Below are 26219 nucleotides of genomic sequence, written 5' to 3' on the forward strand. Positions count from 1 at the left end.
TTTTCACTTTTAACCTATAACTTTTATAGACGTGACAACAATTGATGTTATTATCCTTATTATAATAGGTGCTGGTGTAGTGGCTGGCTTTATGAAAGGCTTTATCCGCCAATTGGCTTCTATCCTGGGATTGATTATTGGCTTGTTGGCTGCTAAGGCTTTGTATACAACGTTGGCGGAAAAGCTCTGTCCGGCACTGACAAACTCGATGACAGTTGCACAGGTATTGGCTTTTATAATGATATGGATTGCGGTCCCATTGATATTTACATTGGTGGCAACTTTGCTGACCAAGGCAATGGAAACAATATCATTAGGTTGGCTGAATCGTTGGTTAGGAAGCGGCTTAGGAGCAATTAAGTTTCTGTTGCTGACAAGTTTGGTGATCTGTGTGATAGAGTTTATTGATAGCGATAATAAGTTAATTAGTGCAACAAAAAAGAGAGAATCGTTGTTATATTATCCAATGGAAACGTTTGCAGGAATTTTTTTTTCCTGCTGCTAAGAATATGACGCAACAATATATATTAGAGAATAAAGATGCAACTAGAATCCAATAAGAAAAACCCCAAAGAAAAGGACGAATTCGAAAAGAATAAACCCGATAATGAGTTTGTTCGTAAGTTTGCGGAAGAAAAGTACAAATATGGTTTCACCACAGAGGTTCATACGGACATTATTGAGCGTGGACTCAATGAGGATGTGATTCGTCTGATATCATCAAAGAAGAATGAACCGGAGTGGTTGCTGGAATTCCGGCTGAAAGCATATCAGCATTGGCTGACACTGGAGATGCCTACATGGGCACATCTCCGTATTCCTGAAATTGATTATCAGGCTATCTCTTATTATGCGGATCCAACAAAGAAAAAAGACGGGCCGAAGAGTATGGATGAGGTGGATCCTGAACTGATAAAGACATTCAATAAGCTCGGAATTCCTTTGGAAGAACAGATGGCGTTGAGTGGAATGGCAGTGGATGCTGTGATGGACTCAGTTTCCGTAAAGACTACATTTAAGGAAACCCTGATGGAAAAAGGAATTATCTTCTGTTCTTTCAGTGAGGCTGTACGCGAACATCCCGATTTGGTAAAGAAATACCTTGGTTCGGTAGTTGGCTATCGAGATAATTTCTTTGCGGCATTAAATTCTGCTGTATTCTCAGACGGATCGTTTGTTTATATTCCCAAAGGGGTTCGTTGCCCGATGGAACTTTCTACTTATTTCCGTATTAATGCTGCTAATACCGGACAGTTTGAACGTACACTGATCGTGGCGGATGATGATTCGTATGTTTCTTATTTGGAAGGCTGTACGGCACCGATGAGAGATGAGAATCAACTGCATGCTGCCATTGTCGAAATTGTAGTACACGATCGTGCTGAAGTGAAGTATAGTACTGTTCAGAACTGGTATCCGGGAGATGCACAAGGTAAGGGCGGTGTTTATAACTTTGTGACTAAACGCGGAAATTGTAAAGGAGTGGACAGTAAATTATCCTGGACACAAGTGGAAACAGGTTCGGCAATCACTTGGAAATATCCTTCTTGTATTCTGACGGGTGATAATTCGACTGCAGAATTCTATTCTGTAGCAGTGACGAATAACTACCAACAGGCTGATACCGGTACGAAGATGATTCATTTAGGTAAGAATACCCGTAGTACAATAGTAAGTAAGGGGATCTCTGCGGGACGGAGTGAGAACTCTTACCGTGGCTTGGTTCGGGTAGCGGAAAAAGCTGATAATGCCCGTAATTATAGTCAGTGTGACTCTTTATTATTGGGCGATAAGTGTGGAGCACATACATTCCCGTATATGGATATTCATAATGAAACTGCTGTGGTAGAGCATGAAGCTACTACCAGCAAAATTAGTGAAGACCAGATATTCTATTGCAATCAACGTGGTATCCCGACAGAAGATGCGATAGGCCTGATTGTAAACGGATATGCGAAAGAAGTATTGAATAAGCTTCCGATGGAGTTTGCGGTAGAAGCACAGAAGTTGCTTACTATTTCCTTAGAAGGAAGTGTAGGGTAAATGAGTTAATTTTAAAGATTATGTTAGAGATAAAAGACCTGCATGCCAGCATTAATGGCAAAGAAATATTGAAAGGCATTAACTTGACGGTAAGACCGGGCGAGATACATGCAATTATGGGACCGAATGGTTCAGGTAAGAGTACTCTTTCTTCCGTTTTGGTAGGAAATCCCGCTTTTGAGGTAACGAAAGGTTCCATTACTTTTGATGGTAGAAATCTGCTGGAGTTGAGTCCGGAAGACCGTAGTCATGAAGGTATTTTTCTTAGTTTCCAATATCCCGTAGAGATTCCGGGAGTAAGCATGGTAAACTTTATGCGTGCGGCTGTAAATGAACAGCGTAAATATAAAGGTTTGCCGGCATTGACTGCCAGCGAGTTTCTGAAACTGATGCGTGAGAAACGTGCTATAGTGGAATTGGATAATAAATTGGCTAACCGTTCTGTGAATGAAGGTTTCTCGGGTGGAGAAAAGAAACGGAATGAAATATTTCAAATGGCAATGTTGGAACCGCGTTTGAGTATTCTCGATGAAACAGATTCCGGATTGGATATTGATGCTCTTCGTATTGTAGCAGAAGGAGTAAATAAACTGAAGACTCCCGAAACTAGTACTATCGTCATTACCCACTATCAACGTTTGCTTGATTACATTAAACCTGATGTAGTCCATGTGCTTTATAAAGGTCGTATTGTGAAAACTGCCGGACCGGAACTTGCACTGGAATTGGAAGATAAGGGGTATGATTGGATTAAGAAAGAATTAGGAGAATAATGATGAATGCTGAACAACAATACATAGATCTATTCTCACAAACGGAAGCGATGATTTGCAAACATAGTGCTGAAGTGCTAAATGCACCTCGTGCTGGGGCTTTTGCAGACTTTGAGCGACTCGGCTTTCCGAACCGTAAAGTAGAGAAATATAAATATACGGATGTAAGCAAGTATTTTGAACCGGATTTCGGTTTGAACCTAAATCGTTTGTCTATTCCGGTAAATCCGTATGAGGTTTTTAAGTGCGATGTGCCTAACATGAGTACTGCTTTGTATTTTGTGGTGAACGACGCATTCTATAATAAGGCTCTTCCTAAAATAAATTTGCCTGAAGGTGTGATATTCGGTAGTTTGAAAGAAGTAGCAGAACAACAGCCTGATCTGATAAGGAAATATTATGGTAAGTTGGCAGATACTTCCAAAGATGGTGTAACTGCATTCAATACTACTTTTGTACAAGATGGTACTGTTCTCTATGTGCCTAAGAATGTAGTGGTGGAGAAACCTATTCAACTCGTAAATATCCTTCGTGCGGATGTGAACTTTATGGTAAATAGACGGGTACTAATTATCTTAGAAGAGGGTGCACAAGTTCGTTTATTGATCTGTGACCATGCGATGGATAATGTAAACTTCCTGGCAACTCAGGTGATTGAGGTGTTTGCCGGAGAAAATTCGGTATTTGATATGTATGAGTTGGAAGAGACGCATACAAGTACGGTTCGTATCAGCAATTTATATGTAAAACAAGAGGCAAATAGTAATGTTTTGCTGAATGGAATGACTCTTCATAATGGAACTACTCGTAATACAACTGAAGTAATATTAGCAGGTGAAGGTGCCGAAATCAATCTTTGCGGTATGGCAATCGCTGATAAGAATCAACAGGTGGATAATAATACGTCTATCGATCATGCTGTACCTAATTGTACCAGCAATGAGCTATTTAAATATGTATTAGATGATCAGGCAGTCGGTGCTTTTGCAGGATTGGTACTAGTACGTCCGGATGCTCAGCATACAAATTCACAGCAAACCAACCGTAATTTATGTGCTACGCGTAATGCGCGTATGTACACTCAGCCGCAACTTGAAATTTATGCAGATGATGTAAAGTGTTCACATGGTGCGACGGTTGGGCAGTTGGATGAGAACGCTTTGTTCTATATGCGTACACGTGGAATTGCCGAGAAAGAAGCGCGGTTGTTATTAATGTTTGCATTTGTCAATGAGGTCATTGATACAATTCGCTTGGATGCACTTAAGGACCGTTTACATCTGTTAGTTGAGAAACGTTTCCGGGGTGAACTGAATAAGTGTCAGGGCTGTGCGATCTGTAAATAGAGTTTGTACGGAACACTAATCTTTAATAATTGAAATTCATGGATGTTCAGAAGATACGCGAAGACTTTCCAATATTGAGTCGTACAGTTTATGGTAAGCCGTTGGTTTACTTAGATAATGCTGCGACTACTCAGAAGCCTCGCTTGGTGATTGACTCGTTAGTGGATGAATATTATTCCGTTAATGCTAATGTACATCGCGGTGTGCATTATTTATCCCAACAGGCTACGGAATTACATGAATCTTCCCGCGAAACTGTACGTCAATTTATCAATGCGCATAGTACGAATGAGGTCATTTTTACGCGGGGAACGACAGAAAGCATTAACTTGTTGGTCTCTAGTTTTGGTGACGAGTTTATGCAAGAAGGAGATGAAGTGATTCTCTCGGTGATGGAACATCATAGTAATATTGTACCTTGGCAGTTATTGGCTGCTCGCAAGGGAATTGCTATTAAAGTAATTCCAATGAATGATAAGGGTGAATTATTGCTGGATGAATATGAAAAGTTATTCTCTGAGCGTACTAAGATTGTCAGTGTGATGCAAGTCTCAAATGTACTTGGCACTGTAAATCCGGTGAAGGAGATGATTAAGATAGCACATGAACATGGTGTACCATTCTTGGTGGACGCTGCTCAGTCTATCCCTCATATGAAGGTAGACGTACAGGAACTGGATGCAGATTTTCTTGTGTTCTCCGGTCATAAAATCTATGGTCCGACGGGAGTGGGAGTACTCTATGGGAAAGAGGAATGGTTGGACCGTTTGCCGCCATATCAAGGAGGAGGAGAGATGATTCAGCATGTCTCCTTTGAAAAGACGACCTTCAATGAACTTCCTTTTAAGTTTGAAGCAGGTACTCCGGATTATATCGGTACTACCGGATTGGCGAAAGCACTTGACTATGTAAATGGTATCGGTATTGAGCAGATTGCGGCTCATGAGCATGAATTGACTACGTATGCTCTGAAACGATTGAAAGAGATTCCTGATATGCGTATTTTTGGTGAAGCTGCTGATAGAGGAGCTGTTATTTCATTCCTTGTAGGTGATATTCACCATTTCGATCTGGGGACTCTATTGGATCGTTTGGGGATTGCTGTTCGTACAGGACACCATTGTGCACAACCGTTGATGCAACGTTTTGGTATTGAAGGAACAGTCCGGGCTTCTTTTGCTTTATATAACACAAAAAATGAAATAGATGTGTTAGTGGCTGGAATTGATCGAGTCCGTCGAATGTTTTGAGGAACATTTATAGGAGGAGGTCATACGAATTCTTTAGATGTACTATAGTACAAATTCATTGTTTATGGATTGATGGAGTAAATCCTATAAAAGTGGCATGAGAAATGAAACACCGAGATTCATTTACACATGCCATTTTCTTATTTTTCGAGCATTTGATGAATATCCTCTTTTAACTATATATTATTTATAACATGGATAATGATGGCTTTTACAGAAAATACTTGCTGTCCTCATTTTGTATGTCGTTAATGTAGTACTTTCCGTCCTTCTTGATAACTTCAACCGTCACTTCTCTCATCTCCGCTGTTGTCCGCTGCACATTGAAATATGTCCATAAGGATGGCCATTAGTTGCTTCATGAACTATAGTATCTCCTTTCTGTGGAGTATATTATCCTTACTTATCACATTAAAAACGTTTTTAAATAAGTATCATAGTCACAAGCCGAATTAGGTCGCCCATCTGTTGAAAAACCACCAGCTTCGAGCGCTTTTCTTACATACTTAGCACATGATGATGTTGAAGAACTTTGTGCATTTCTTATTAAGTGATCTACGGCAGCGTCTATATTGAGTCCACACCCGCACGAGCCACTACTAATATTATGCGGTCTCCGCCATCCTACTCCACATACATAATAAAATTCCGATTTTAGGAGTCCTTGGTTGTCTAAGTCTAGAAACATATCTAAAGGCATACAAAGTTCAGGAGTGGTCCTATATCTTCAAAGCTTATTCCACATGATCCACATCCACATGATCCACTTCCGGAAAAACCGTAATTAGATATTTGTATCTCCGGTGAAAGTTGGGTAATTGTTTTCAATTTTGGTTTTCCGTTTGAATTCTGCTTTTCCATATTCTTTTAATTTAAAAAGTTATTATTAAATTCTGTATAGAGTAAGAAACGGGACTATTGTCTTAGAATCTTAATATTTTATTCTATATAATGCTTATTTGCTGTTTTCTGTCTTTACATAAATGACACCGTTGTAAAAAGGTGCTCTAACTCTACTAACACTGAGCGGTAGATACCCTCTTTTTCTGCACTGATATCCGAAGAAAAGTAGGATTGTAGTTCAGCAAGCAGTTTCTCGAATGTCATTTCTTTCTCCAGCAAAGTAAGTATGTTATATCCCCATTCGGTAAGAAGAGCTTCTTTGAATCCTTCTTCCAACAGACATGGAAGGCATACTACGTCAGCATCTCTTCCACACCATTTTCTGTTTACTCGCTCTTTAAAGGTATTTGGCTAAACTTGGCCATTCCTGTGGAATCTCAAAAATGGCGATATGAGGATTTCTACCTATGATACAGGTTTCTTTTTTCTCTTTGTCGGCATTCATAAAATGGGGGTAGGCGGAAATTTGTCTCTCCCAATCATACAGGGTATCGTTTGATAAATCTTTCCATTCGGCAATACGCTCGCACAGGTAATCCTGATAGAGTGCTATACACTTTTGGATACTCATATCTGGGAGTGTTTGCTTTATACCACCAAAACGTTTGTTATTTTGTGGGAAGAGTTCCACAATTCGTCTGTAGTACTCAGGATAGCGATCAAGTAGTGTTCTGCTGAGTAATTCACATGTCCGGAGGTTTCGCTTGTGACCTCCGAGAATATGCAGGAATGTGACTTCGTCAAATCGGTAGAAATCGCAGAAACGGTCATAATCGTAGCCATTGTCTGGCATAACATCGTCGAGCAATGTGGTACTTGCTTTCCCCGCTCCTCGGCAAGTGCGGCGAAAAGAGTCTGTTCGAAAAGGAGATTGTTGTTTACATTGAGGTTTGGACTGTTAAAATCCTTTGGACAATTGTCTTCAATCAACTGAAAAGCAATTTGGCAATATTCTTGTATGAAGCCGATATCGTTTCCACCAAGAACCTGCGTTGTATGAAGGAATGCTGTCTCGTTCTAGTGCCTTTCGCAAGAATTCAGGTATCCGATATCCTTTTCATAGAAAGCTACTCATCATGCTTTTATAGTACTGAGTACCTATCTCCATGTTCTGTGCAATCAATGCACCAGATTCCATGGAAGCACTCAGTCTGTTGGGTAGATGTGCATCGCCGTCGACATGAATAAAAGGTTCGTCCTGTTGCGAGTATGTCTGCATTTTGGGGTATGCCCAATGAATGTCGGGGTAACGCAGGTTATCGTATTGGACCTTTACATCTGTATATGGCAGTTGCAATAGATCGACAAAGACTTTATAGCCGTTGGTATCTGTATACATGACAACATTTTCATAATTTTTCCGCAAACTCAGGCAACTCAGTGCCCATGACATGAGATGGTATTGTGGATGAGGCCACCTAAAGTTATCTTACAAATTATTATTCGCTAAGAATGTATGATAAAAAAATCTCCGCACAACATTGTAATATGTTCATGCGGAGAATAAACTTCTGCTTTATTCCGCAGTCAGTTCAATGACACGACTATGAGTCTGGTTCGTGGTAAATGCATTAATTCCCACTTTCATCAGATAATCACCGGAATAAGTCTTTTCATTGACTGCCAAATTTGAATTTTTGTTTGGCATTAGGTTGATTTCCTTTACCTTATACATCTTTTTTGCATCCAATCCTTGAAGTCTTACAGGGAATAACTTTTCACCGAAGCGTGGATGAATATCGTATGTATATAATACAGCTTTTGAAGCATCAGGAGCGGTATACATTATAGCCATATGATTTCCGTCATATGGAGAAACAAGTCTGTATTGATCACCATCTAAGATTACCGATTTCAAACGTTTCCAGTTAGCTACTGCATTTTGGCAATAAGCCAGTTCGTCGGCATTTAACTCTTTCAAACCGAGGTCGAAGCCAAGCTTACACATACTTGCCACATCGGTACGGAACTTAACACTGGTATTTTTATTCCAACTGGTTACGTGTGCACACATTGCTTTAGACGGGAAAATTTGTGAGAATCCCCATTGGATGAAGATACGTTCTACAGGATCAGTATTATCACTGCACCAGAACTCTGTGAAATATTTCAGAGCTTCATAATCACAACGTGCACCACCACCGGAGCAGAGCATCATTGGTACATTGGGATATTTGTCTTTGATACGATTCAGTACATTATATATACCCCGCACGTGATTGATATAAAGCTGGCCCTGTTTGTCTTTCAGATAGGGAGAGTAAACATTGGTAATCGGAGAGTTACAGTCCCATTTGAAGAATGCTACTTCCGGGTTTTCTGTCAAAATATTATCTACAACACCGAATACAAAGTCTTGTACTTTTGGATTACTAAGGTCAAGTACTAATTGGTTACGGTAATAATAAGTTTCACGATTTGGAAGATGTATTGCCCAATCAGGATGTTTCTCGAATAAATCACTTCTAGGGTTTACCATTTCCGGTTCAATCCAGATACCGAATCTTACTCCGGCTTCTTTGGCGGATTTTACAAGAGCAGGAATACCACCGGGCAGTTTTGATTTCATGACTTCCCAATCACCAAGTCCGGCATGATCATCATTACGAGGATGTTTGTTGCCAAACCAGCCGTCATCAAGTAAGAACATATCTACACCAAGATGTTTAGCTTCTTTCATTAGTTCCCCAAGTAGCTCTTCGTTAAAGTTGAAGTAAGTGTTTTCCCAGTTATTCAGCAAAGTGAGGCGATCACCCTGTCCATCTTTCAATTGGTAATTACGTGCCCAAGCATGAAGATTACGGCTAGCTTCTCCTGTACCATTGTTGCTGAAAGTGAAAATGAATTCCGGTGTAGAGAAAATTTCGTTAGCTTTCAATTCATAGTAGGAAGCATAGGGGTTGATAGCAGGAATAACACGCAGATTGCCTACATTATCTACTTCAAAAGTGAATTGGAAGTTTCCGGTCCAGCCAAGAGTACCCAACATTACACGCCCTTGTTGCTCTTGTACCGGTTGGTCCAGGCCAAGTTCGAAGAAAGGATGTGCGTGCATCGCAGCTCGGCTTCCCAGTTTGGTATCAATCACTTTTTTCCCAAACATTAGAGGCTGTGTACTCATTCTAGCTTCTTTTGCCCAATCGCTACTGAACTCAGTCAGATAATAATTGGTGTTGGAAAAATAAAGCATGGTCGAAGCATAGCGCCATAGATTGATAGGTTTCTTTTCGCTATGTTTGATTTCACTCCAAGTCTTTATAACATTTTCTTTCGGATAAGCGATGTAGTGTAGTATTACTTCCACCGGATATTGGTCGTCTTTTAGATTAATCACTGTTTCTGTTCCCCCTTTACTTCTTTCTGCTCGGCAGAAACATAACGGAATATTGTACTTGGATTTCCGTCGTAATGGGTAATTGCTACAGCCGGTTCGAAGTAATCTTCAGCGCCAGAACCTGGATATACTTCCCAACCGCGAGTAGATACACTACCATCCGAACCACCTTTTACAGCATAAGAGAAGTTGTTGATATCCTGTTCGTTCAATAACTTATCCCCAAGATAAGATTGATACAGGCGTCCGTTGGGTGCAACTTGTAAGATTAAGTCTGTGTTGTCCGTAGAGATACGGAAGATTTTCTTTTCTTGAGCATTTATCTGTGCTAACATAGATAAAGCCATCAATAATACAAATAATTTCTTCATGTGTTTTTAATAATAAATTGGGCTAGTTTGCAAAATAGATTAAGCGAATCGCAAAGATAATGATTCTATTTATTATGTCTGAATAACTTCAGGATTTAAGTTTGTACCGGACTTTATTGCAAGTGGGTGTAAAAAGTTACCATTACCACCAGATCTGTTTCCCATTCTCATACGTAAATATACGTTCTTCTTCCCCCTTTGTCAGATCTCTTAGCCAATACAGAGCACCTGTGGGTACGTTTTTATATTCTAGTGTTACCGTATTAGCTTTCTGTTTTCCAAGTGAGTTCCAATGTCCGTTGCCCCAATAAAACAGTTCATAGGTATCTCCTATGTCGATTGTATTTCCATCACCGCGGGCTGTGAAAAGAATCTTTTCAATATCTACAGGTTTTCCAAAATCCATACCTACCCATGCTCCATTAGATGTCGGTGCGTCGAAGGAAGTCAATAGGTTATGGTCGAATACTTTCGTTTTATTGTAATTCTCATTATTATTCCAAGCACCATCTGTACCTATTATTTCCCCTTCGATGAACGAATGGTTCTCTCTTTCCACAAAATATATCTCTGCTATGTTACAATTGCAGTATTCTTCGGGCTGATAGTATCGCCAATACCTGTACTTCCCGCAAGAATCAGGAATATTAGCTTCCATACCTATCGTCCCCCATTGCTTAATTTTATGAACGATCTTGGCATTCTTGAAATCTGGATTATCTGCAACTTGAAATTCACCGTTGTACACTCTTTCCGCTCCTTCATTCAGATGTGGAAAAACTGGGTATTTTCTGTGTAACACCAATGTCTGCCGTTTCAGTGTGTCTGGAATCAATTTTTCCACTTCTCCTTTGTAAGTCAATACAAAAGGATCGGCTATTGCTAATTGCCATTCATTTTCTTCATAATATACAGGTAAGTACACAATGTTTTTCCCCATATTCTTGAAGTGTGCTTTGCCATGTTTTATTCGCGTAAAATCAATTGGCGTCCATGTATGGTTATTGAAGACTGAGAGATAGGCAAATTTCCCATTCTTTCCCTTTACTTCCAGTTCCACATCCACGCAGTCTGTGTATTCTGGTGTAACATCTTTGATGAAAGGTGTGGAGAAAGTGTAGGGAATGTATTTTTCAGTTGCTTGTAATTCTTCTAATTCTGAATTTGCTGCATACGTTCTTCTGAATGCTTTTGCCATATGTTCATCCATTTTGTGTGGATCGCCCGGATTGGTATCTGCACCACCGAAAGACAAATTCTTCCCGTTGTTGTTCAGCAGTACATTCCATGTATGTCCCATGGAACGGAAAGGCCATTGAGGGGTAAAATCGGAGAAAACAGGTATTCCGTTACTTCTGAAAACGGCAGTTGCAATCTCTGTATAATCGTCACACATACCGAAAGGAAGTTTTACTCTTGTGGACATCCGGTAGACTGGTGTCATTCTTGAAGGGACTATAACCGGATGAAGATTGTTTTTTAAATTGCTGTTTACTTGAATAGCAGCCCGTAGAGCTGAATTCTTATATAGATCACAATATTTCAGATTCTCCAGCTTTTGATTGTAAGTCGTTTTTAGATACTCTTTCCAGTTATCTAAACTTTGGAGGTCTTCTGTCTTATATGGAAGCAGGCATTCGCAAAACTGTTCAAAGTTTAAATGCTTACCCCATGGCCCTTCCTGCCATTGAGCGAAAGCTGTATCAATGTTAGCTATTAGATACTTAGATGTGATTATTTCTACATCCGGTACAGTCTCGTTTTTTATAATCGTGCAAAATCTATCTGATATTTTTTCCAGAGAATATTTTATTTCATCAACGTTATGGTTCTTCATAGCATGGAGTGTGGAATCTATTTCATCGTAATACTTGTTGATAGAACTATCTGCCAGAGAGTAATGTCCGGGCATGTTACGGATTAAAAACTTAGCAGCTTCCAGTTTTAATGAGTCGTGTTGATAGTGTTCTAATACTTTTTCTAATTCCGGTCGGTTACTTTTGGCAAGACTCAAAGCTCTTTCTATTCGGGCATCTTGATTCTGACAACCATATAATAAGAGAATAACAGCGATAATATAACAACTAATTCTTATTTTATTGTTTATTGACATATTTGTGCATTTATAAAGTTCAGTTCTCTAAGGCTTTTGTTTTGAATAATTTAGTACAGTATTGATCCGCCACAATTGTTCGTAAATAGTAGTTTCCTCTGTTTCCCTTTCTTTAATTATAAGGACTAAATTATACATTAAAGAATAGGCACTGGAGAATATTACATTCCACTTATTAATAAACGATTGCAAGTTAAAGAAAATCTTTTAGATGACAAAAAATGTACGTAAAAACATTCATTTCGTTATATATTATTGAAAATATTCTATCTTTGTGGAAATTGGGTTAAGTGGATTATTAATTATTGTATCTTGTTTTTTACGTTACTTTCATTTGTTGTATTGAATTTGTGCGACAAGAAAAATATACGATTCTAAATAAAATCATTTGTTGTTACTACAGACAAAAGACATAAGGAACAATAGCGACTTTTCTTCATCAGGAAAGGTAAATCTGCACAAAGTAATTTCGGTAACTACATTATTCTCGTACACGGATGAAAGGAACATTCAGATAGTTATCTGACAGAAAATAATAGTATAATTATTCTAATCATATTCTTCTATGGGTACCTTTGATATATTAGTTTCAATTAATTTGTTTATTTCATCAGAAATCTATACTTTTAGAGCTTATAAACCCTTTAAAAATTAATTCTATGGATAACATTCTTTTTTGGCTGGTTCCAGTCGCTTCTGTGTTAGCCCTCTGTTTTGCTTATTATTTCCATAAGCAGATGATGAAAGAGAGTGAAGGTACTCCTCAAATGATAAGGATAGCCACTGCCGTTCGTAAAGGTGCGATGTCATATCTGAAACAACAGTATAAAATTGTAGGTTTTGTGTTTTTGGGATTGGTTATTTTGTTTTCTATTATGGCGTATGGTTTTAATGTCCAGAATAGCTGGGTGCCAATAGCTTTCCTAACAGGTGGTTTCTTTTCGGGTCTTTCCGGTTTTATGGGAATGAAAACTGCAACATATGCATCTGCACGAACTGCAAATGCTGCCCGTAACTCATTGAATGCCGGGTTGAGAATTGCTTTCCGTAGTGGTGCAGTGATGGGTTTGGTAGTTGTCGGTCTTGGGTTGCTCGATATTTCTTTCTGGTATCTGCTTTTGAATGAGGTAATTCCTGCTGATGCTCTGACACCAACTCATAAACTTTGCGTAATTACTACTACAATGCTTACTTTCGGAATGGGAGCTTCTACACAAGCACTCTTTGCTCGCGTAGGTGGCGGCATCTATACAAAAGCTGCCGATGTAGGTGCTGACTTGGTTGGTAAAGTAGAAGCAGGTATTCCTGAAGATGATCCACGAAATCCTGCAACAATTGCCGATAATGTGGGCGATAATGTTGGAGATGTTGCGGGTATGGGTGCTGATTTGTACGAATCTTATTGTGGTTCTATTCTGGCAACTGCTGCATTGGGTGCTGCGGCCTTTATTCATTCTGCCGATACCGTGATGCAGTTCAAAGCAGTGATTGCCCCGATGTTGATTGCGGCTGTCGGCATTATTCTTTCGATTATTGGCATTTTTTCTGTCCGTACGAAAGAGAATGCTACGATGAAAGACTTACTTGGCTCGTTAGCATGGGGAACCAATCTTAGTTCCGTACTTATTGTGATTGCAACTTTCTTTATTCTGTGGCTTTTGCAATTGGAGAATTGGATGCTGATTTCGGGAGCGGTAGTCGTTGGCTTAGTAGTAGGAATCGTTATCGGTCGTTCTACGGAATATTATACTTCTCAATCTTATCGTCCAACTCAGAGATTGAGTGAGAGTGGCAAGACAGGACCTGCAACTGTAATTATCTCCGGTATTGGTTTGGGAATGCTTTCTACAGCTATCCCTGTTATTGCTGTGGTCATAGGTATCATTGCTTCCTATCTGTTGGCAGCCGGCGGAGATTTTGCAAATGTTGGTATGGGATTGTATGGAATTGGTATTGCTGCTGTTGGTATGCTTTCTACATTAGGAATAACTTTAGCAACGGATGCTTATGGCCCTATTGCTGATAATGCAGGTGGTAATGCTGAGATGTCAGGTCTAGGTGCTGAAGTTCGTAAGCGTACTGACGCACTTGATTCTCTAGGGAATACGACTGCTGCTACCGGAAAAGGATTCGCTATCGGTTCTGCTGCTCTTACAGGCTTGGCACTTCTGGCATCCTATATTGAAGAGATTCGTATTGGGCTTACTCGATTGGGAAATACAAACTTGGATTTCGCAGATGGAGGCTCGGTCAGCATAGCCAACGCTACATTTGTAGACTTTATGAACTATTATGAAGTGAATCTGATGAATCCCAAAGTTCTTTCGGGTATGTTCATCGGTTCGATGATGGCTTTCCTATTCTGTGGATTGACAATGAATGCAGTGGGAAGAGCAGCAGGACATATGGTAGACGAAGTCCGCCGTCAGTTCCGTGAAATAAAGGGAATTCTTACCGGAGAGACGGAACCTGACTATGAACGTTGCGTAGCTATTTCAACAAAAGGTGCACAGCGAGAGATGGTGGTTCCTTCATTGATTGCTATAGTTGCTCCTATCTTGACAGGATTTATTCTGGGTGTACCGGGTGTTCTTGGATTGCTGATAGGTGGTCTGAGTAGTGGATTTGTATTGGCCATCTTTATGGCAAATGCCGGAGGTGCATGGGATAATGCGAAGAAATATGTAGAAGAGGGAAACTTAGGAGGAAAAGGCGGTGAAGTGCATAAGGCGACAGTGGTTGGCGATACAGTGGGAGATCCGTTTAAAGATACTTCCGGTCCGAGCCTAAATATATTGATCAAGCTTATGAGTATGGTTGCTATCGTGATGGCGGGACTGACGGTGGCATGGAGTCTATTTTAATAGGAAACACTGATTGAACTTAATTTAGATCTATCTTTTTACTTATAAAAAGTATACATTCTTATCAACCTATCACCACATTTCTAAAAGTCTTTATTTGCAGACTTTGAAATGGTGATAGGTTGTTGCGTATAAAAACATTAGTAGATATCTTTCAGAGTATTAATAGAAAACTTCCTTTTCATTAACAGATAACTTTCTAGCTCCTAAATGAAAACTTTCTTTTGATTGAGAGGATTCTATAATTGCAAGTTATGTTTGTACAATTGCAAGTTTCATTTCTATAATTGCAAGTTTTGTTTTTATAATTGAAACTTCTAATTATAGATTATAAGTAGGCAAAAACAACTTTACTATATAGATATAATAGGTTTATAATAGGAAGATAGCATCTTCTCTATTAATATATATCGTCATAAGTAAACGGTCTTTTATCTTATAAATGAAGATAAATTATTCTTTTAAGAATGATTGCCGTTAAAATTCCCACTTTTTCAATATCTTTGATACCATAAAAAATGTGCAATGTTATTACCTTATTTGAATAAAGAACTGATAGAGGCCGGTTGTGATGAGGCTGGTCGTGGCTGCTTGGCAGGATCTGTTTATGCCGCTGCCGTTATACTTCCAAAAGATTTTGAGAATGAGTTATTGAACGACTCGAAACAACTGACTGAAAAGCAACGGTATGCACTTCGTACGGTGATAGAAAAGGAAGCTGTTGCTTGGGCAGTGGGAGTAGTTACTCCTGAAGAGATAGATGAAATAAATATTTTGCGAGCTTCTTTTTTAGCTATGCATCGTGCTATTGATCAATTGGCAATTCGTCCCCAGCATTTATTAATTGATGGAAACCGTTTCAATAACTATCCGGATATCCCACATACCACTGTAGTGAAAGGGGATGGAAAATATCTTTCGATTGCTGCAGCTTCCATCTTGGCAAAGACATATAGAGATGATTACATGAATGATCTCCACGAAAAATACCCTTATTACGATTGGGACCACAATAAAGGTTACCCAACAAAGAAACATCGGGCAGCTATCGCCGAACGTGGTACGACTCCTTACCATCGAATGACTTTCAATCTTCTTGGTGATGGTCAATTAAGCTTAAACTTCTAGCCACAAGTGTAGAAATATATTCTACATATTTTAGCAATTAATGTGCGATTATGTCTTAAAAATGGTTCTTTAAATCCTTTTTGCGCTAAAAAAATGTTGTTTAGTGCTTTTATTTGTTATCAAAATGACATATATTTGCAAGCAGTAACAAGAAAGAAAAAAAGATTTAAATCATGACATCAAACAAACTACTTTTCTGTGTGAGACTCGTTGGAGTATTTATAATTATGCTGATTGGCGCTTTGCCTGTAAATGCACAGTTTTTACGCACTTCTTATTTTATGGAAGGTACACATTATCGCCAACAACTTAATCCTGCCTTGACACCAACTAAGGGATATTTCAATCTTCCTGTTATCGGTGCGATGAATGCAACTGTAAGTTCTACATCTTTAGGCTATCAAGATATCATTGATATTATTGATGATGGGGATGACTTTTACACTAATCCGGATTTTCTGGGGCGTTTGAAAGATAATAATAAGTTGAATGTGAACTTTAGCACAGAGATTCTTTCTGCCGGATGGTATAGTGGCAAGAACTTTTGGTCGTTTAATGTAGGGCTTCGTACAGATATTGGTGCGAATCTTACAAAGTCTATGTTTTCTTTTCTGAATGAAATAGAGACATTTGAGGATCAATGGAGAAACAGTGCTTATGACATTAGTGGTCAGCGATTGAACATTCAAGCTTACACTGAAGTTGGATTGGGACTTTCACGTCAGATTAACAACCGTCTGACGGTTGGTGGAAGGGTAAAAGTATTGCTGGGCATTGGCAATATGGATTTGAAACTAAGTAGGGTGGCAATGAGTGCTAAATTGCCGACAGATCAACGTATTAATCAATTGCAAGATGTTAATTATTTGATGAGTAACTATAATACTCCGGGAAAGATCGAGCAACTGAAAAATGAGTTTGATGCTTATCATGCAAATTTGGTTGTAGGTGCTACTCTGGAGAGCTCTTTCAAAGGATTGAATTTGGTTGAAGAGGAGGGACAAGATTATATCAGTGATTTTGAGTTTGAAAGTAAAGACTTGGGAATCGCTGGTTATGGTTTCGGCATTGACTTGGGAGCTTCTTATAAGATTTGGGATAATCTGACTGTGTCAGCTTCAGTTCTTGATTTAGGTTTTATTTCTTGGTCGAAGAATGCAACGAAGATAGCTTCTGCTAACTCATCGGGTATTGATATAAAAGGTAGTACTTATACGAATATGATTAATGTAAATGATCCAACTACTATCTTAGGTGCTGTTAATCAATTACAAAGTGATGCGAATGGTTATATGGATCGTGTGACAAGTGGTGATGTGCTTGACTATGAGATGTTGCAGCTTAGAACGGAAGAAGCTAGCGAATCCCGCAAATCTCGTTTGGCATCTACTCTTGTGTTGGGAGCTGAGTACGGGTTCTTTAATAATAAACTGGGACTGGGTGTATTGTCTACCACTCGTTTTGTACAGCCTGATGCACTGACGGAAATTACCCTTTCTGCAAACTATCGTCCGAAGAGCTGGTTTAATGTAGCACTAAGTTATTCGGCTATTCAATCGGCTGGTAAATCATTTGGACTTGGCCTGAAACTAGGCCCATTGTTTGTCGGAACTGACTATATGTTTTTGGGAAAGAACTCTAATGCTGTAAATGGATTTGTTGGAATATCTATTCCATTAGGCGGAAAGAAATCCAATAAAGAAGGATAAATATAATTTCTCTCTCTTAAACATTCTCTTTTTAATATTCTCTATTGAGGAAAAACGTATAGTTTAGCAGCCTGTCATCAAAAGTCTTGTTAAAGAAACTCTGATGACAGGCTGTTATCTTTTTGATAATTTATCAATGACTCTTTTTGGAGAATGAAGAGTCTGATTCTAAAACCATTTAATTTTCCGGAAGATCACGAATGATAATGCCGACAACATAACTGAACAAAGGATAATGAGAGCAAATGCATGTGGCGTATCTTCAAGATGAATATCTACATTCATACCATAGAAACTGGCTATTAATGTAGGAAGCATCAGGGTAATAGATAGACTGGTCATTCGTTTCATGATAGCATTCACATTGTTGGATATGATGGAAGCAAATGCATCCATAGTGCCGGTAAGAATGTCGCTATAAATATTCACAGTATTAAGTGCCTGTTTCAGTTCGATAATCACGTCCTCAACCAAGTCTTTATCCAGATAATTAGTGTCTTGAAAAATACTTTGTAGTTTTCCGATCATTACTTCGTTGCCACGAATAGAAGTATTGAAGTAAACTAATGTCTTTTGTAACCTCATTAAACGTAGAAGGTCTTCATTACGTATACTTTTCTCCAATTCCTTTTCTGCGGCTGTGATATCCAGGTTGATTTGTTTCAAATATTTTAGAAACCATACGGAAGAGGAATAAATAAGGCGGAGAATCAGGTCGAGTTTATTACGCACTTCGATACCTTTTTTACGGGTGTGCTCGATAAAGTCCGGCAGTAAGTCTGTATTATAATAACAGACGGATACGATAATCTCATCATTGGTAATAATACCGATAGGCACTGTACTAAAGGGAAGATTTCCATTTAATTTGTCCTGTACCGGAATACGGAGAATGGTTAGTAACCAATTACCTTCTGTTTCGGTACGTGGACGCTCATCTGTATCGGCGATGTCGGTCAGGAATGATTCGGGAACTTTCAGGATTTGAGTCAGAAACTCAAAGTCATCATTGTCCGGGCATACTACATTTACCCAGCTGTTAGGGAGCCATTGTGCTTTTTCCACAAAGCCGGCTTCACAATAAAGATATCTTCTCATCTTATTGCCTCCTTTCGTTTGTTTACACGAGCAGAGGCATTAACGTTCAATGACTCTGTTCGCTTTAATTAATACTAATTGTGCACGTTCGTGGGTTTGAATCGTCCATATTCTATCATTTTATTTTAAAGCGATGCAAAAATACGGAAAACATTTAAGAGTTTCGGCTTTGCACCGCTTTTTTAGGATTTGTTTTATTTACTTTTTCCCATTTCTATCTCTTCGAAATTTTAAAAGATCATTTGTGAAGATAGAATCTGTTTATTGATTATTCTTCTTTAGGTATTCCGAAACGATTTTCCAAATAATTCTGAATGGTATAGCTATATTGATTATCCCGGGAAATGCTTCCGTCTTTTTCTACCAGTTCATAATGTGGAATACCATTGAAGTGGAACAATTCGCGCAAGTAGTTATATTCTGTTTCGGTGACATAATAACTTGCTTCTCCTTTCAGGTTCTTCTCCACATACTCTTCGTAGGCTTTTCTTGGAGACTCTTTCTCGCCTGTAATGTAGATGAACTGAAATTCCGGATGATTTTTATATATTTTACGTAAGTTAGCAGTAGCCTCAATTCCTCCTCGACATGGTCCACAGCTAGTAGCCCAGAAATCAACAAATAATACTTTGTTCGGGTGATTTTTAATAATGTTGCGGAATATATCAGCTGCCTTTCCCTCAGGTAATTGATAGGATCTTTCCTCTTTCTCCGGATGAGTGCTTTCCAATATCCGTTCTGCTTCCATCGCTAGATAAGGAAGAGTGAGTTGCTTCTTGAATTCATCTATGTATTGACTGGCTATTTGCTTGGTACTTATAGATTGTAGGCTATAGCGTAGTGCACGTACTTTTGCTATTTGCCAAAGTAACGGATTGGGTTCTTTGTATAAAGAAGCGAGTATGGAATCTTTCCTATGTATTTCATCCAGTTGTTCTTCTATTTTAGATCTATCTCTATCTTCTTGAGATACTTCCATTTGTTCCTGTAGCGTAAAATATTCGTCAATAAGTTCTTTTTCATCTTCGTACAATTTCCCTAGTTTTTTATTCTCTTCTTCTATTTCTTTAAGTGATACAGTTACTTTTTTCCCAGCTAATGACTCATGTCGCCTTCTGATTGTTTCTTGGTCGGCATTTAACTTAACTCCTTTTTCTTTGAGGAAAGACAGAATTGGTTTCTTAGGATAGGTAAATGTTATATAGTTCCCTTGGGGAGTTGTAGAACCGTATATCTCTCTGAAAGGTCCATATACTCAAATCGGTTAATGAATATACTACAATCTGAAGATTCTATAAGTGCTGTTATATCGTTGAGCGGCATTTCATGCAGGAAACTAAAATAAGCATTATCTGCTTGAACTTTTAAAGCTTCATTAGTTGTATCTTCTTTGGCATAATAATTTCTATTTAATAGGAATTCATAAAGGACAGTTCCTGTTGTCAATTTTACTTTGTTTTCTATTTGGCGTACTGCTTTCTTTGAAGGTTGATAAATCTGGATCAATGAGTCGGCTATATGTTTCCATTGAGAAATAAAAGGCTGAATATGCTCTTTATATTGGTTGGGAGTCAGTTCTTTTTGTGATTTATACATGTCTTCGTAATTGTAAGAAATTAAAGATTCACTATCTCTTACCAAATAAGACAAAGAGGCTGATGGTCCCATGTATGCAGTGTTTTTAATTGGAAAATTACGGTCGCGTGCACGACTGCGGGCCAGTATATCTTCCCAATCGATATACATGGTAAGCGTCTGACCGGGTTCTATATAAAAGGGTAGCCGGTTATTACCGATCGTTATGAATTGCGAAATGGGATGGTAAATGATAAACTTACATTCGAAACTTCCGTCAGGATGAATTTGTACTACTGTCGGATAATCTTTACGGTTGATTTCATTGGAGAAATAAATAAGTCCTGTTTCGAATCCTAAACGAGAGTCATATCCATTAATATATCCTTGCAAATAAGCAGTATCTGTATGGAAGAAATCGCTGTACCCTGTATCGGATGCTATTGTTCGGATAGGTCTTAATTGTCTGGTATACATACCATCGCCTGTTCCATTTACTTGTATTTGGCAATTTCCGTCCTTTTGCGGACTGATTAAAAGAGTACTTGTATTTCCGTCTTTTTTATCCTTTACTACCATTTCTATCCGTTTTCCTTTTTTGCGGATACTTTGATTGACGTAGATACGGTTATTCATAATGGTAAGAGAATCATATATACCATATTCCCAAGCGTTAGAAGAATCTGTTTTATACCAATTTCCTTTGATACTTTCTAGAGGAGAAGTCTTTTTCTTCTTTGGTGGAACCAAATTGATGTCATAAGTATTTCCTTCTGAGGAACTTGGGTCGAGGTAATGTATGATTTGTGTTTCTTTGGGTAACGGATCAAAGATTAGTACATAATCCATTTCTCCGGAAGCGGGCATATAAACTTCTTTTTTTAGTTCGATACCTTCTGCACCTTTAAAGAAAAACTTCTTTCCGGTTGCTGCGTCTTCCAGATAATTGTCTCCATCTTCTCTAATCCACCAGTGGGGGCGGAAGATAGCATGTATATATAGACGAGTGCTTTCAGAGGTTCGTTCAATACGCGTGATGTTGGATCTACTTCCGGTACGGGCTTTGAAAGAAGGATTATCAATTGTTTGTGCAGGTAGCATTCCTGATAACAATAATAGAAGGTATAGCAAGTTCATTTTCATAATATTGATTTATTAATGGTAATTTTACAAAGAAAGGAAAATATTGAAAGGTTAGTACTTTTGCACATTGTAACTTAACATAGATTAAACGTTTGCATAATTAACTTTTTTGTACCTTTGCACCCGAAAATCAGAGTGATAATTTAAATATTAAAATAGTATGAGCAAGAAAGCCCTTTTAATGATCCTCGATGGTTGGGGATTAGGCGACCAAAAGAAAGACGACGTAATCTTCAACACTCCCACTCCTTATTGGGATTATCTAATGAATAATTATCCTCATTCTCAACTTCAGGCAAGCGGTGAAAATGTTGGCCTGCCCGATGGACAGATGGGTAACTCGGAAGTAGGTCATTTGAATATTGGTGCCGGACGTGTGGTTTATCAGGATTTGGTGAAAATTAACCGTGCATGTGCTGATGGTAGTATTTTGAAGAATCCGGAAATCGTTTCTGCTTTTTCTTATGCAAAAGAAAACGGGAAGAACGTACATTTTATGGGATTGACTTCTAACGGTGGAGTACATAGCTCAATGGTTCACTTATTCAAACTTTGCGATATCGCTAAAGAATATAATATCGAAAATACTTTCATTCACTGTTTCATGGACGGTCGTGATACCGATCCGAAGAGTGGTAAAGGCTTTATTGAAGAACTTACTGCACATTGCGGAAAGTCTGCTGGTAAAATTGCTTCTATCATTGGTCGTTACTACGCAATGGATCGCGACAAACGTTGGGAACGTGTGAAAGAAGCGTATGACTTGTTGGTAAACGGTCAGGGTAAGAAAGTAACTGATATGGTTCAAGCTATGCAAGAATCTTATGATGAGGGTGTTACAGACGAATTTATCAAGCCGATTGTAAATGTTAATTGTGATGGTAGAATCAAAGAAGGTGATGTGGTAATCTTCTTTAACTACCGTAACGATCGTGCAAAAGAATTGACAGTTGTATTGACTCAACAGGATATGCCGGAAGTCGGTATGCACACTATTCCGGGTTTGCAATATTATTGTATGACTCCGTATGATGCTTCTTTTAAGGGCGTTCATATCTTGTTTGATAAGGAAAATGTAGCGAATACATTGGGCGAATATCTTTCTTCAAAGGGATTGAGCCAGTTGCATATTGCGGAAACAGAAAAGTATGCGCATGTTACATTCTTCTTCAACGGTGGTCGCGAAACTCCGTTCGAAAAAGAAGATCGTATCCTTGTTCCGTCTCCGAAAGTAGCTACTTATGATTTGAAGCCGGAAATGAGTGCTTATGAGGTAAAAGATAAATTGGTAGCTGCCATTAATGAAAACAAATATGATTTCATCGTAGTAAACTTTGCTAATGGTGATATGGTGGGGCATACTGGAATTTATGAGGCAATTGAAAAAGCAGTTGTCGCTGTAGATGCTTGTGTGAAGGATGTAATTGAAGCTGCTAAAGCACAAGATTATGAAGCGATTATCATTGCCGATCATGGTAATGCTGATCATGCTTTGAACGAAGATGGTACTCCGAACACTGCTCACTCTCTGAATCCTGTTCCTTGTGTTTATGTAACAGAAAATAAGGCTGCGAAAGTAGAGAACGGTCGTTTGGCTGATGTTGCGCCGACTATCTTAAAGATAATGGGGTTGGAGATGCCAGCTGATATGAACGGTGATGTATTGATTAAATAATTTCTTAATAGATAATAGTTAAAGGCTGTCTTACGTGTAGAGCGGAGACAGCCTTTATTTTTTATGATGATCAATATCTTTTAATGGTGATCAATTCTGTCAAAGTATATCTCAGAAATAGCTGTGTCCCATGTTCTATTGGTTCTACACTAAATATCTGTTCTTGTTTGCTGTCTTTTAGATTAAGTATTGCATATGGCTGTTCATTTACATACATCTTGAGCTTTTTGACATGAGAGTTTTCTCGCCATGCTTTGTCTGATTCGATGTATCTGTTGATAATAATAACATAGGTAATACGTGGGGTTTCGGGAGGAAAACGATAAACAAGATATTCTTCAACTCCATATCCGGGAACTCCTTCAATCCAAGCTGTCCGATAACTGAGATCATGGGCATTTTCGGCTCGGTAAGATATTCCATGTTGAGGTTTCAATTCAGAAGAGGCTGATGACAGTTCTCCCACACCGCAAGTGCAATAGAAACTACATCTTATTTCGATGATGTCCCAGCAGTTTTCTTTTCCATCTACAAACTCTTCACTTTTGAGTTCTTGAAAAAATTTCTTCTCTTCTTCACTATTTAAGTCGATAATTTCTCCTAATTTAGGATAGGAGATAGTTCTTTCCGGCTTTGTCCCCAGTAGTTAGAGGAGACGCTTAGTAATACTTAATAATAGTACTCTCATAAACAAAGATTTTTGAAGTTTAATAAATACAAATATAGGATTTTAAAAAACTCTTTTGCTACTTTTTCGTATTTTTGCACGTTCAATTAAAAGATGATATGATTCAGATAGATGATGTAGTAGTGAGCTTGGATGTACTTCGTGATAAATTCCTTTGTAACCTGGATGCTTGTAAAGGCGAATGTTGCATTGAAGGAGATGCTGGTGCACCAGTAGAGCTAGGTGAAGTGGAAAAGTTAGAGGAAATATTGCCTATAATTTGGGATGAATTGGCGCCTGAAGCACGTGCGATGATTGAAAAACAGGGAGTCGTTTATACGGATGAGGAGGGGGATCTGGTAACCTCTATTGTTAATGGTAAAGACTGTGTTTTTACTTGTTATGATCATAAAGGCTATTGCTATTGTGCTATCGAGAAGGCTTACCGAGAAGGAAAGACAGATTTCTATAAACCGATATCATGTCATCTTTATCCAATTCGGATTGGTGACTATGGTCCATATAAAGCTGTTAATTATCATCGTTGGGATGTGTGTAAAGCAGCTGTCTTGTTAGGAAAGAAAGAGAATGTGGCTATCTATCAGTTCTTAAAGGAACCTTTAATCCGTAAATTTGGAGCAGAGTGGTATCAAGAACTGGAAATAGCTGTAGAAGAACTGAAGAAACAGCATCTGATTTAACCATCAGTCTGTTTCTTGGGAGTGGTTTTCACATACATGTCTTTTAGATTTATTAAAACACTTCCGTATGAATAGAATAAATCCATTCCGAACCAGCCGTCTTCGTTCACTACTACGTTCGGAACGTCACTATCTATATATACAAAAATTTCAGGAAGGCATGCTTCGAGTGAATCAATAGAAACGCAGAAATTCGGTAGCTTGTATATGTCCTTTTTCATTACACCTCCAAACCCTGCGATTCTTACTGTGTCCTGTTTGCCTGTTTGCTCTATCTGGTTCTGATGTTCTTTAAAATATTTTTCAGTTAAAGAACTTCCGGTAGCTCCACAGTCAAAGTGCATTGATAAATTTTCGGTTCCATTCGTAACTTCTATTGTCCATAAGTGTTCATTATTGAATCTTAAGTTAGAATGCCCGAATGGGTTGGGAGTAGTTTCTTGAGGTATTTTTATTTGTAGAGAATCAAAATTAATATTGATTTCCTCCAGTCGAACCAACAAATCGGCTCCTATTAGGCTTTTCAGGCTGTTCATAAAAGAGTCTGCTGCTGCATTATTTGTTTTCATATTCAGTACTAGGAAGGGGACTTTGTGAATTGTTATGTCACCAATGCTAAATGTATCGGCTATTGCTAGTTGTCCGTAACCTATTTTTAGTCCACCGACCCTTATACTATCTCTAATGATTCGCATATTACATTCTTTCGCCATTTCAGGGCTAACTACACTATGCCCAGCTCCAGTATCCAATTGAAATTGCTGTGCTTTTCCATTTATTTGGGCATTTAGGTGAATCGCTTTTTGTTTATATTTTCCTACGCTATCGACTGTGATAGGAATGATTACATCTTTATTTGGACGTTGGACTTGTAGGATTTCTCCTTCGTTAGCCAAAACTTGGTATGATTTTAGCATATCAGTATATTCCAACTGCATGTTTTCGTCTAAATGGCCTTCCAATTGTTTCATAATATCAGATAATACGGCTGCCGCTGCCTTATTTTGTCCCATTCGGGCATAGCAGGAATGTATGAAATATCCATAACTCAATTGGCTATTGTAATCTAGCATTTGTCCATGTTTATTCATCATATCGCCTAATTTCTCAGGTGCATCCGGTTCATTAAAGTAATAGCTAAGAAGGCTGCACGCAAAATCATGAATAAAAGGAGACAAGGAGTCTTTATAAATAGTATATTCTCGTTGCAATTCGAACCATTTAGCCTGACCGATAAGGTTGCCTATTTTCTCATCAACTTGTTGGGCATGAAGAAGTATTGTTATATTTAATAGCAGTACAATGATGAATAATACTTTTCTCATTTGTGTGAATAATTATGTTTGATTTTATATTGAATCACTAATAAAAATACCATAGCTATGATGAAACATGTCGGTGTTATCCAAGCTTTTGGATGAATAATAATAAGGAAAATGCAGGTTGTTATGATACAGGATACTAAGACGATCATGAAGAGTCTTATTTTTTTTAATAATGGATTGGTAGTTTTCATAGGCGTTATT

15 protein-coding genes and 5 pseudogenes are annotated in these 26219 nt (G+C 38.4%); 10 read left to right on the top strand and 10 right to left on the bottom strand.

Annotation, left to right across the window (positions count from 1 at the left end):
- The first annotated feature begins 31 nt into the window (after positions 1–31).
- From JCM17102_RS26705 to JCM17102_RS07925, 5 genes and pseudogenes are all read left to right on the top strand, one after another.
- Positions 32–560: pseudogene (locus JCM17102_RS26705) on the top strand (CvpA family protein).
- Entirely contained in the window at positions 541–2043 is a 1503-nt protein-coding gene (gene sufB, locus JCM17102_RS07910; protein ID WP_025074707.1) for a Fe-S cluster assembly protein SufB, read from the top strand. The pseudogene JCM17102_RS26705 and the gene sufB overlap by 20 nt, the downstream one beginning before the upstream one ends.
- 20 nt (positions 2044–2063) lie before the next feature.
- On the top strand, positions 2064–2816 hold the full coding sequence (sufC, locus tag JCM17102_RS07915; RefSeq protein ID WP_025074708.1) for a Fe-S cluster assembly ATPase SufC: 753 nt from the start codon (positions 2064–2066) through the stop codon (positions 2814–2816).
- Between the two features lie 2 nt (positions 2817–2818).
- Positions 2819–4162: a Fe-S cluster assembly protein SufD gene (gene sufD, locus JCM17102_RS07920; RefSeq protein WP_025074709.1), complete on the top strand. Its 1344-nt coding sequence runs from the start codon at positions 2819–2821 to the stop codon at positions 4160–4162.
- A gap of 38 nt (positions 4163–4200) precedes the next feature.
- Positions 4201–5412 (top strand): cysteine desulfurase, encoded by a 1212-nt coding sequence (locus tag JCM17102_RS07925; protein ID WP_025074710.1) that lies wholly within the window; start codon positions 4201–4203, stop codon positions 5410–5412.
- A gap of 406 nt (positions 5413–5818) precedes the next feature.
- Here the strand turns inward: JCM17102_RS07925 and JCM17102_RS07930 are convergent, their stop codons facing one another.
- The 6 genes and pseudogenes from JCM17102_RS07930 to JCM17102_RS07945 form a co-directional block, all read right to left on the bottom strand.
- Positions 5819–6100: a hypothetical protein gene (locus JCM17102_RS07930; RefSeq protein WP_148302046.1), complete on the bottom strand. Its 282-nt coding sequence runs from the start codon at positions 6098–6100 to the stop codon at positions 5819–5821.
- 287 nt (positions 6101–6387) lie between these two features.
- Positions 6388–6591, bottom strand: a complete 204-nt coding sequence (locus JCM17102_RS31395) for a hypothetical protein (protein WP_245798488.1) — start codon at positions 6589–6591, stop codon at positions 6388–6390.
- 61 nt (positions 6592–6652) lie between these two features.
- Positions 6653–7245 (bottom strand): annotated as a pseudogene (locus tag JCM17102_RS31400) (DUF6734 family protein).
- Between the two features lie 127 nt (positions 7246–7372).
- Positions 7373–7729, bottom strand: a pseudogene (locus JCM17102_RS31405) (DUF6734 family protein); the annotation flags it as partial.
- A 102-nt stretch (positions 7730–7831) separates the two neighbouring features.
- Positions 7832–10020 (bottom strand): annotated as a pseudogene (locus JCM17102_RS26715) (alpha-galactosidase).
- Between the two features lie 142 nt (positions 10021–10162).
- Complete coding sequence (locus JCM17102_RS07945; protein WP_136498386.1) at positions 10163–12133, bottom strand: discoidin/SUN/FTP domain-containing protein; 1971 nt, start codon at positions 12131–12133, stop codon at positions 10163–10165.
- A 659-nt stretch (positions 12134–12792) separates the two neighbouring features.
- Here JCM17102_RS07945 and JCM17102_RS07950 point away from each other — a divergent pair.
- The 3 genes from JCM17102_RS07950 (at position 12793) to JCM17102_RS07960 (ending at position 17834) form a co-directional block, all read left to right on the top strand.
- Positions 12793–14997, top strand: coding sequence for a sodium-translocating pyrophosphatase (locus tag JCM17102_RS07950; protein ID WP_025074713.1), 2205 nt, complete (start codon positions 12793–12795; stop codon positions 14995–14997).
- Between the two features lie 525 nt (positions 14998–15522).
- Complete coding sequence (rnhB, locus tag JCM17102_RS07955) at positions 15523–16125, top strand: ribonuclease HII (protein WP_025074714.1); 603 nt, start codon at positions 15523–15525, stop codon at positions 16123–16125.
- 173 nt (positions 16126–16298) lie between these two features.
- Positions 16299–17834 carry a DUF5723 family protein gene (locus JCM17102_RS07960; protein ID WP_025074715.1) on the top strand — a complete coding sequence of 512 codons (1536 nt, stop codon included), beginning with the start codon at positions 16299–16301 and terminating at the stop codon, positions 17832–17834.
- A 168-nt stretch (positions 17835–18002) separates the two neighbouring features.
- On the opposite strand, the gene JCM17102_RS07965 is transcribed toward JCM17102_RS07960, so the two are convergent.
- Together JCM17102_RS07965 and JCM17102_RS26720 are read right to left on the bottom strand one after the other, a co-directional pair.
- Complete coding sequence (locus JCM17102_RS07965; RefSeq protein ID WP_025074716.1) at positions 18003–18932, bottom strand: magnesium transporter CorA family protein; 930 nt, start codon at positions 18930–18932, stop codon at positions 18003–18005.
- 268 nt (positions 18933–19200) lie between these two features.
- Positions 19201–21650, bottom strand: a pseudogene (locus tag JCM17102_RS26720) (TlpA family protein disulfide reductase).
- Positions 21651–21810: 160 nt separating this feature from the next.
- On the opposite strand from JCM17102_RS26720, the gene gpmI reads away from it, so the two are divergent.
- Positions 21811–23325 (top strand): 2,3-bisphosphoglycerate-independent phosphoglycerate mutase, encoded by a 1515-nt coding sequence (gpmI, locus tag JCM17102_RS07975; RefSeq protein ID WP_025074717.1) that lies wholly within the window; start codon positions 21811–21813, stop codon positions 23323–23325.
- Positions 23326–23395: 70 nt separating this feature from the next.
- On the opposite strand, the gene JCM17102_RS07980 is transcribed toward gpmI, so the two are convergent.
- Positions 23396–23968, bottom strand: a complete 573-nt coding sequence (locus JCM17102_RS07980; RefSeq protein ID WP_444542044.1) for an NADase-type glycan-binding domain-containing protein — start codon at positions 23966–23968, stop codon at positions 23396–23398.
- A 143-nt stretch (positions 23969–24111) separates the two neighbouring features.
- Between JCM17102_RS07980 and JCM17102_RS07985 the strand changes: the two genes are divergently transcribed.
- Positions 24112–24693 carry a DUF3109 family protein gene (locus JCM17102_RS07985; protein WP_025074719.1) on the top strand — a complete coding sequence of 194 codons (582 nt, stop codon included), beginning with the start codon at positions 24112–24114 and terminating at the stop codon, positions 24691–24693.
- Here the strand turns inward: JCM17102_RS07985 and JCM17102_RS07990 are convergent.
- The gene (locus tag JCM17102_RS07990) at positions 24690–26018 is read right to left on the bottom strand and encodes a retropepsin-like aspartic protease (protein ID WP_025074720.1); all 1329 of its coding nucleotides are present in this window, start codon (positions 26016–26018) and stop codon (positions 24690–24692) included. The two genes, JCM17102_RS07985 and JCM17102_RS07990, sit on opposite strands and share 4 nt — an antisense overlap.
- Positions 26019–26219: the final 201 nt, after the last annotated feature.

The sequence above is a fragment of the Bacteroides faecichinchillae JCM 17102 genome, from assembly GCF_000614145.1.
Classification (GTDB): domain Bacteria; phylum Bacteroidota; class Bacteroidia; order Bacteroidales; family Bacteroidaceae; genus Bacteroides; species Bacteroides faecichinchillae.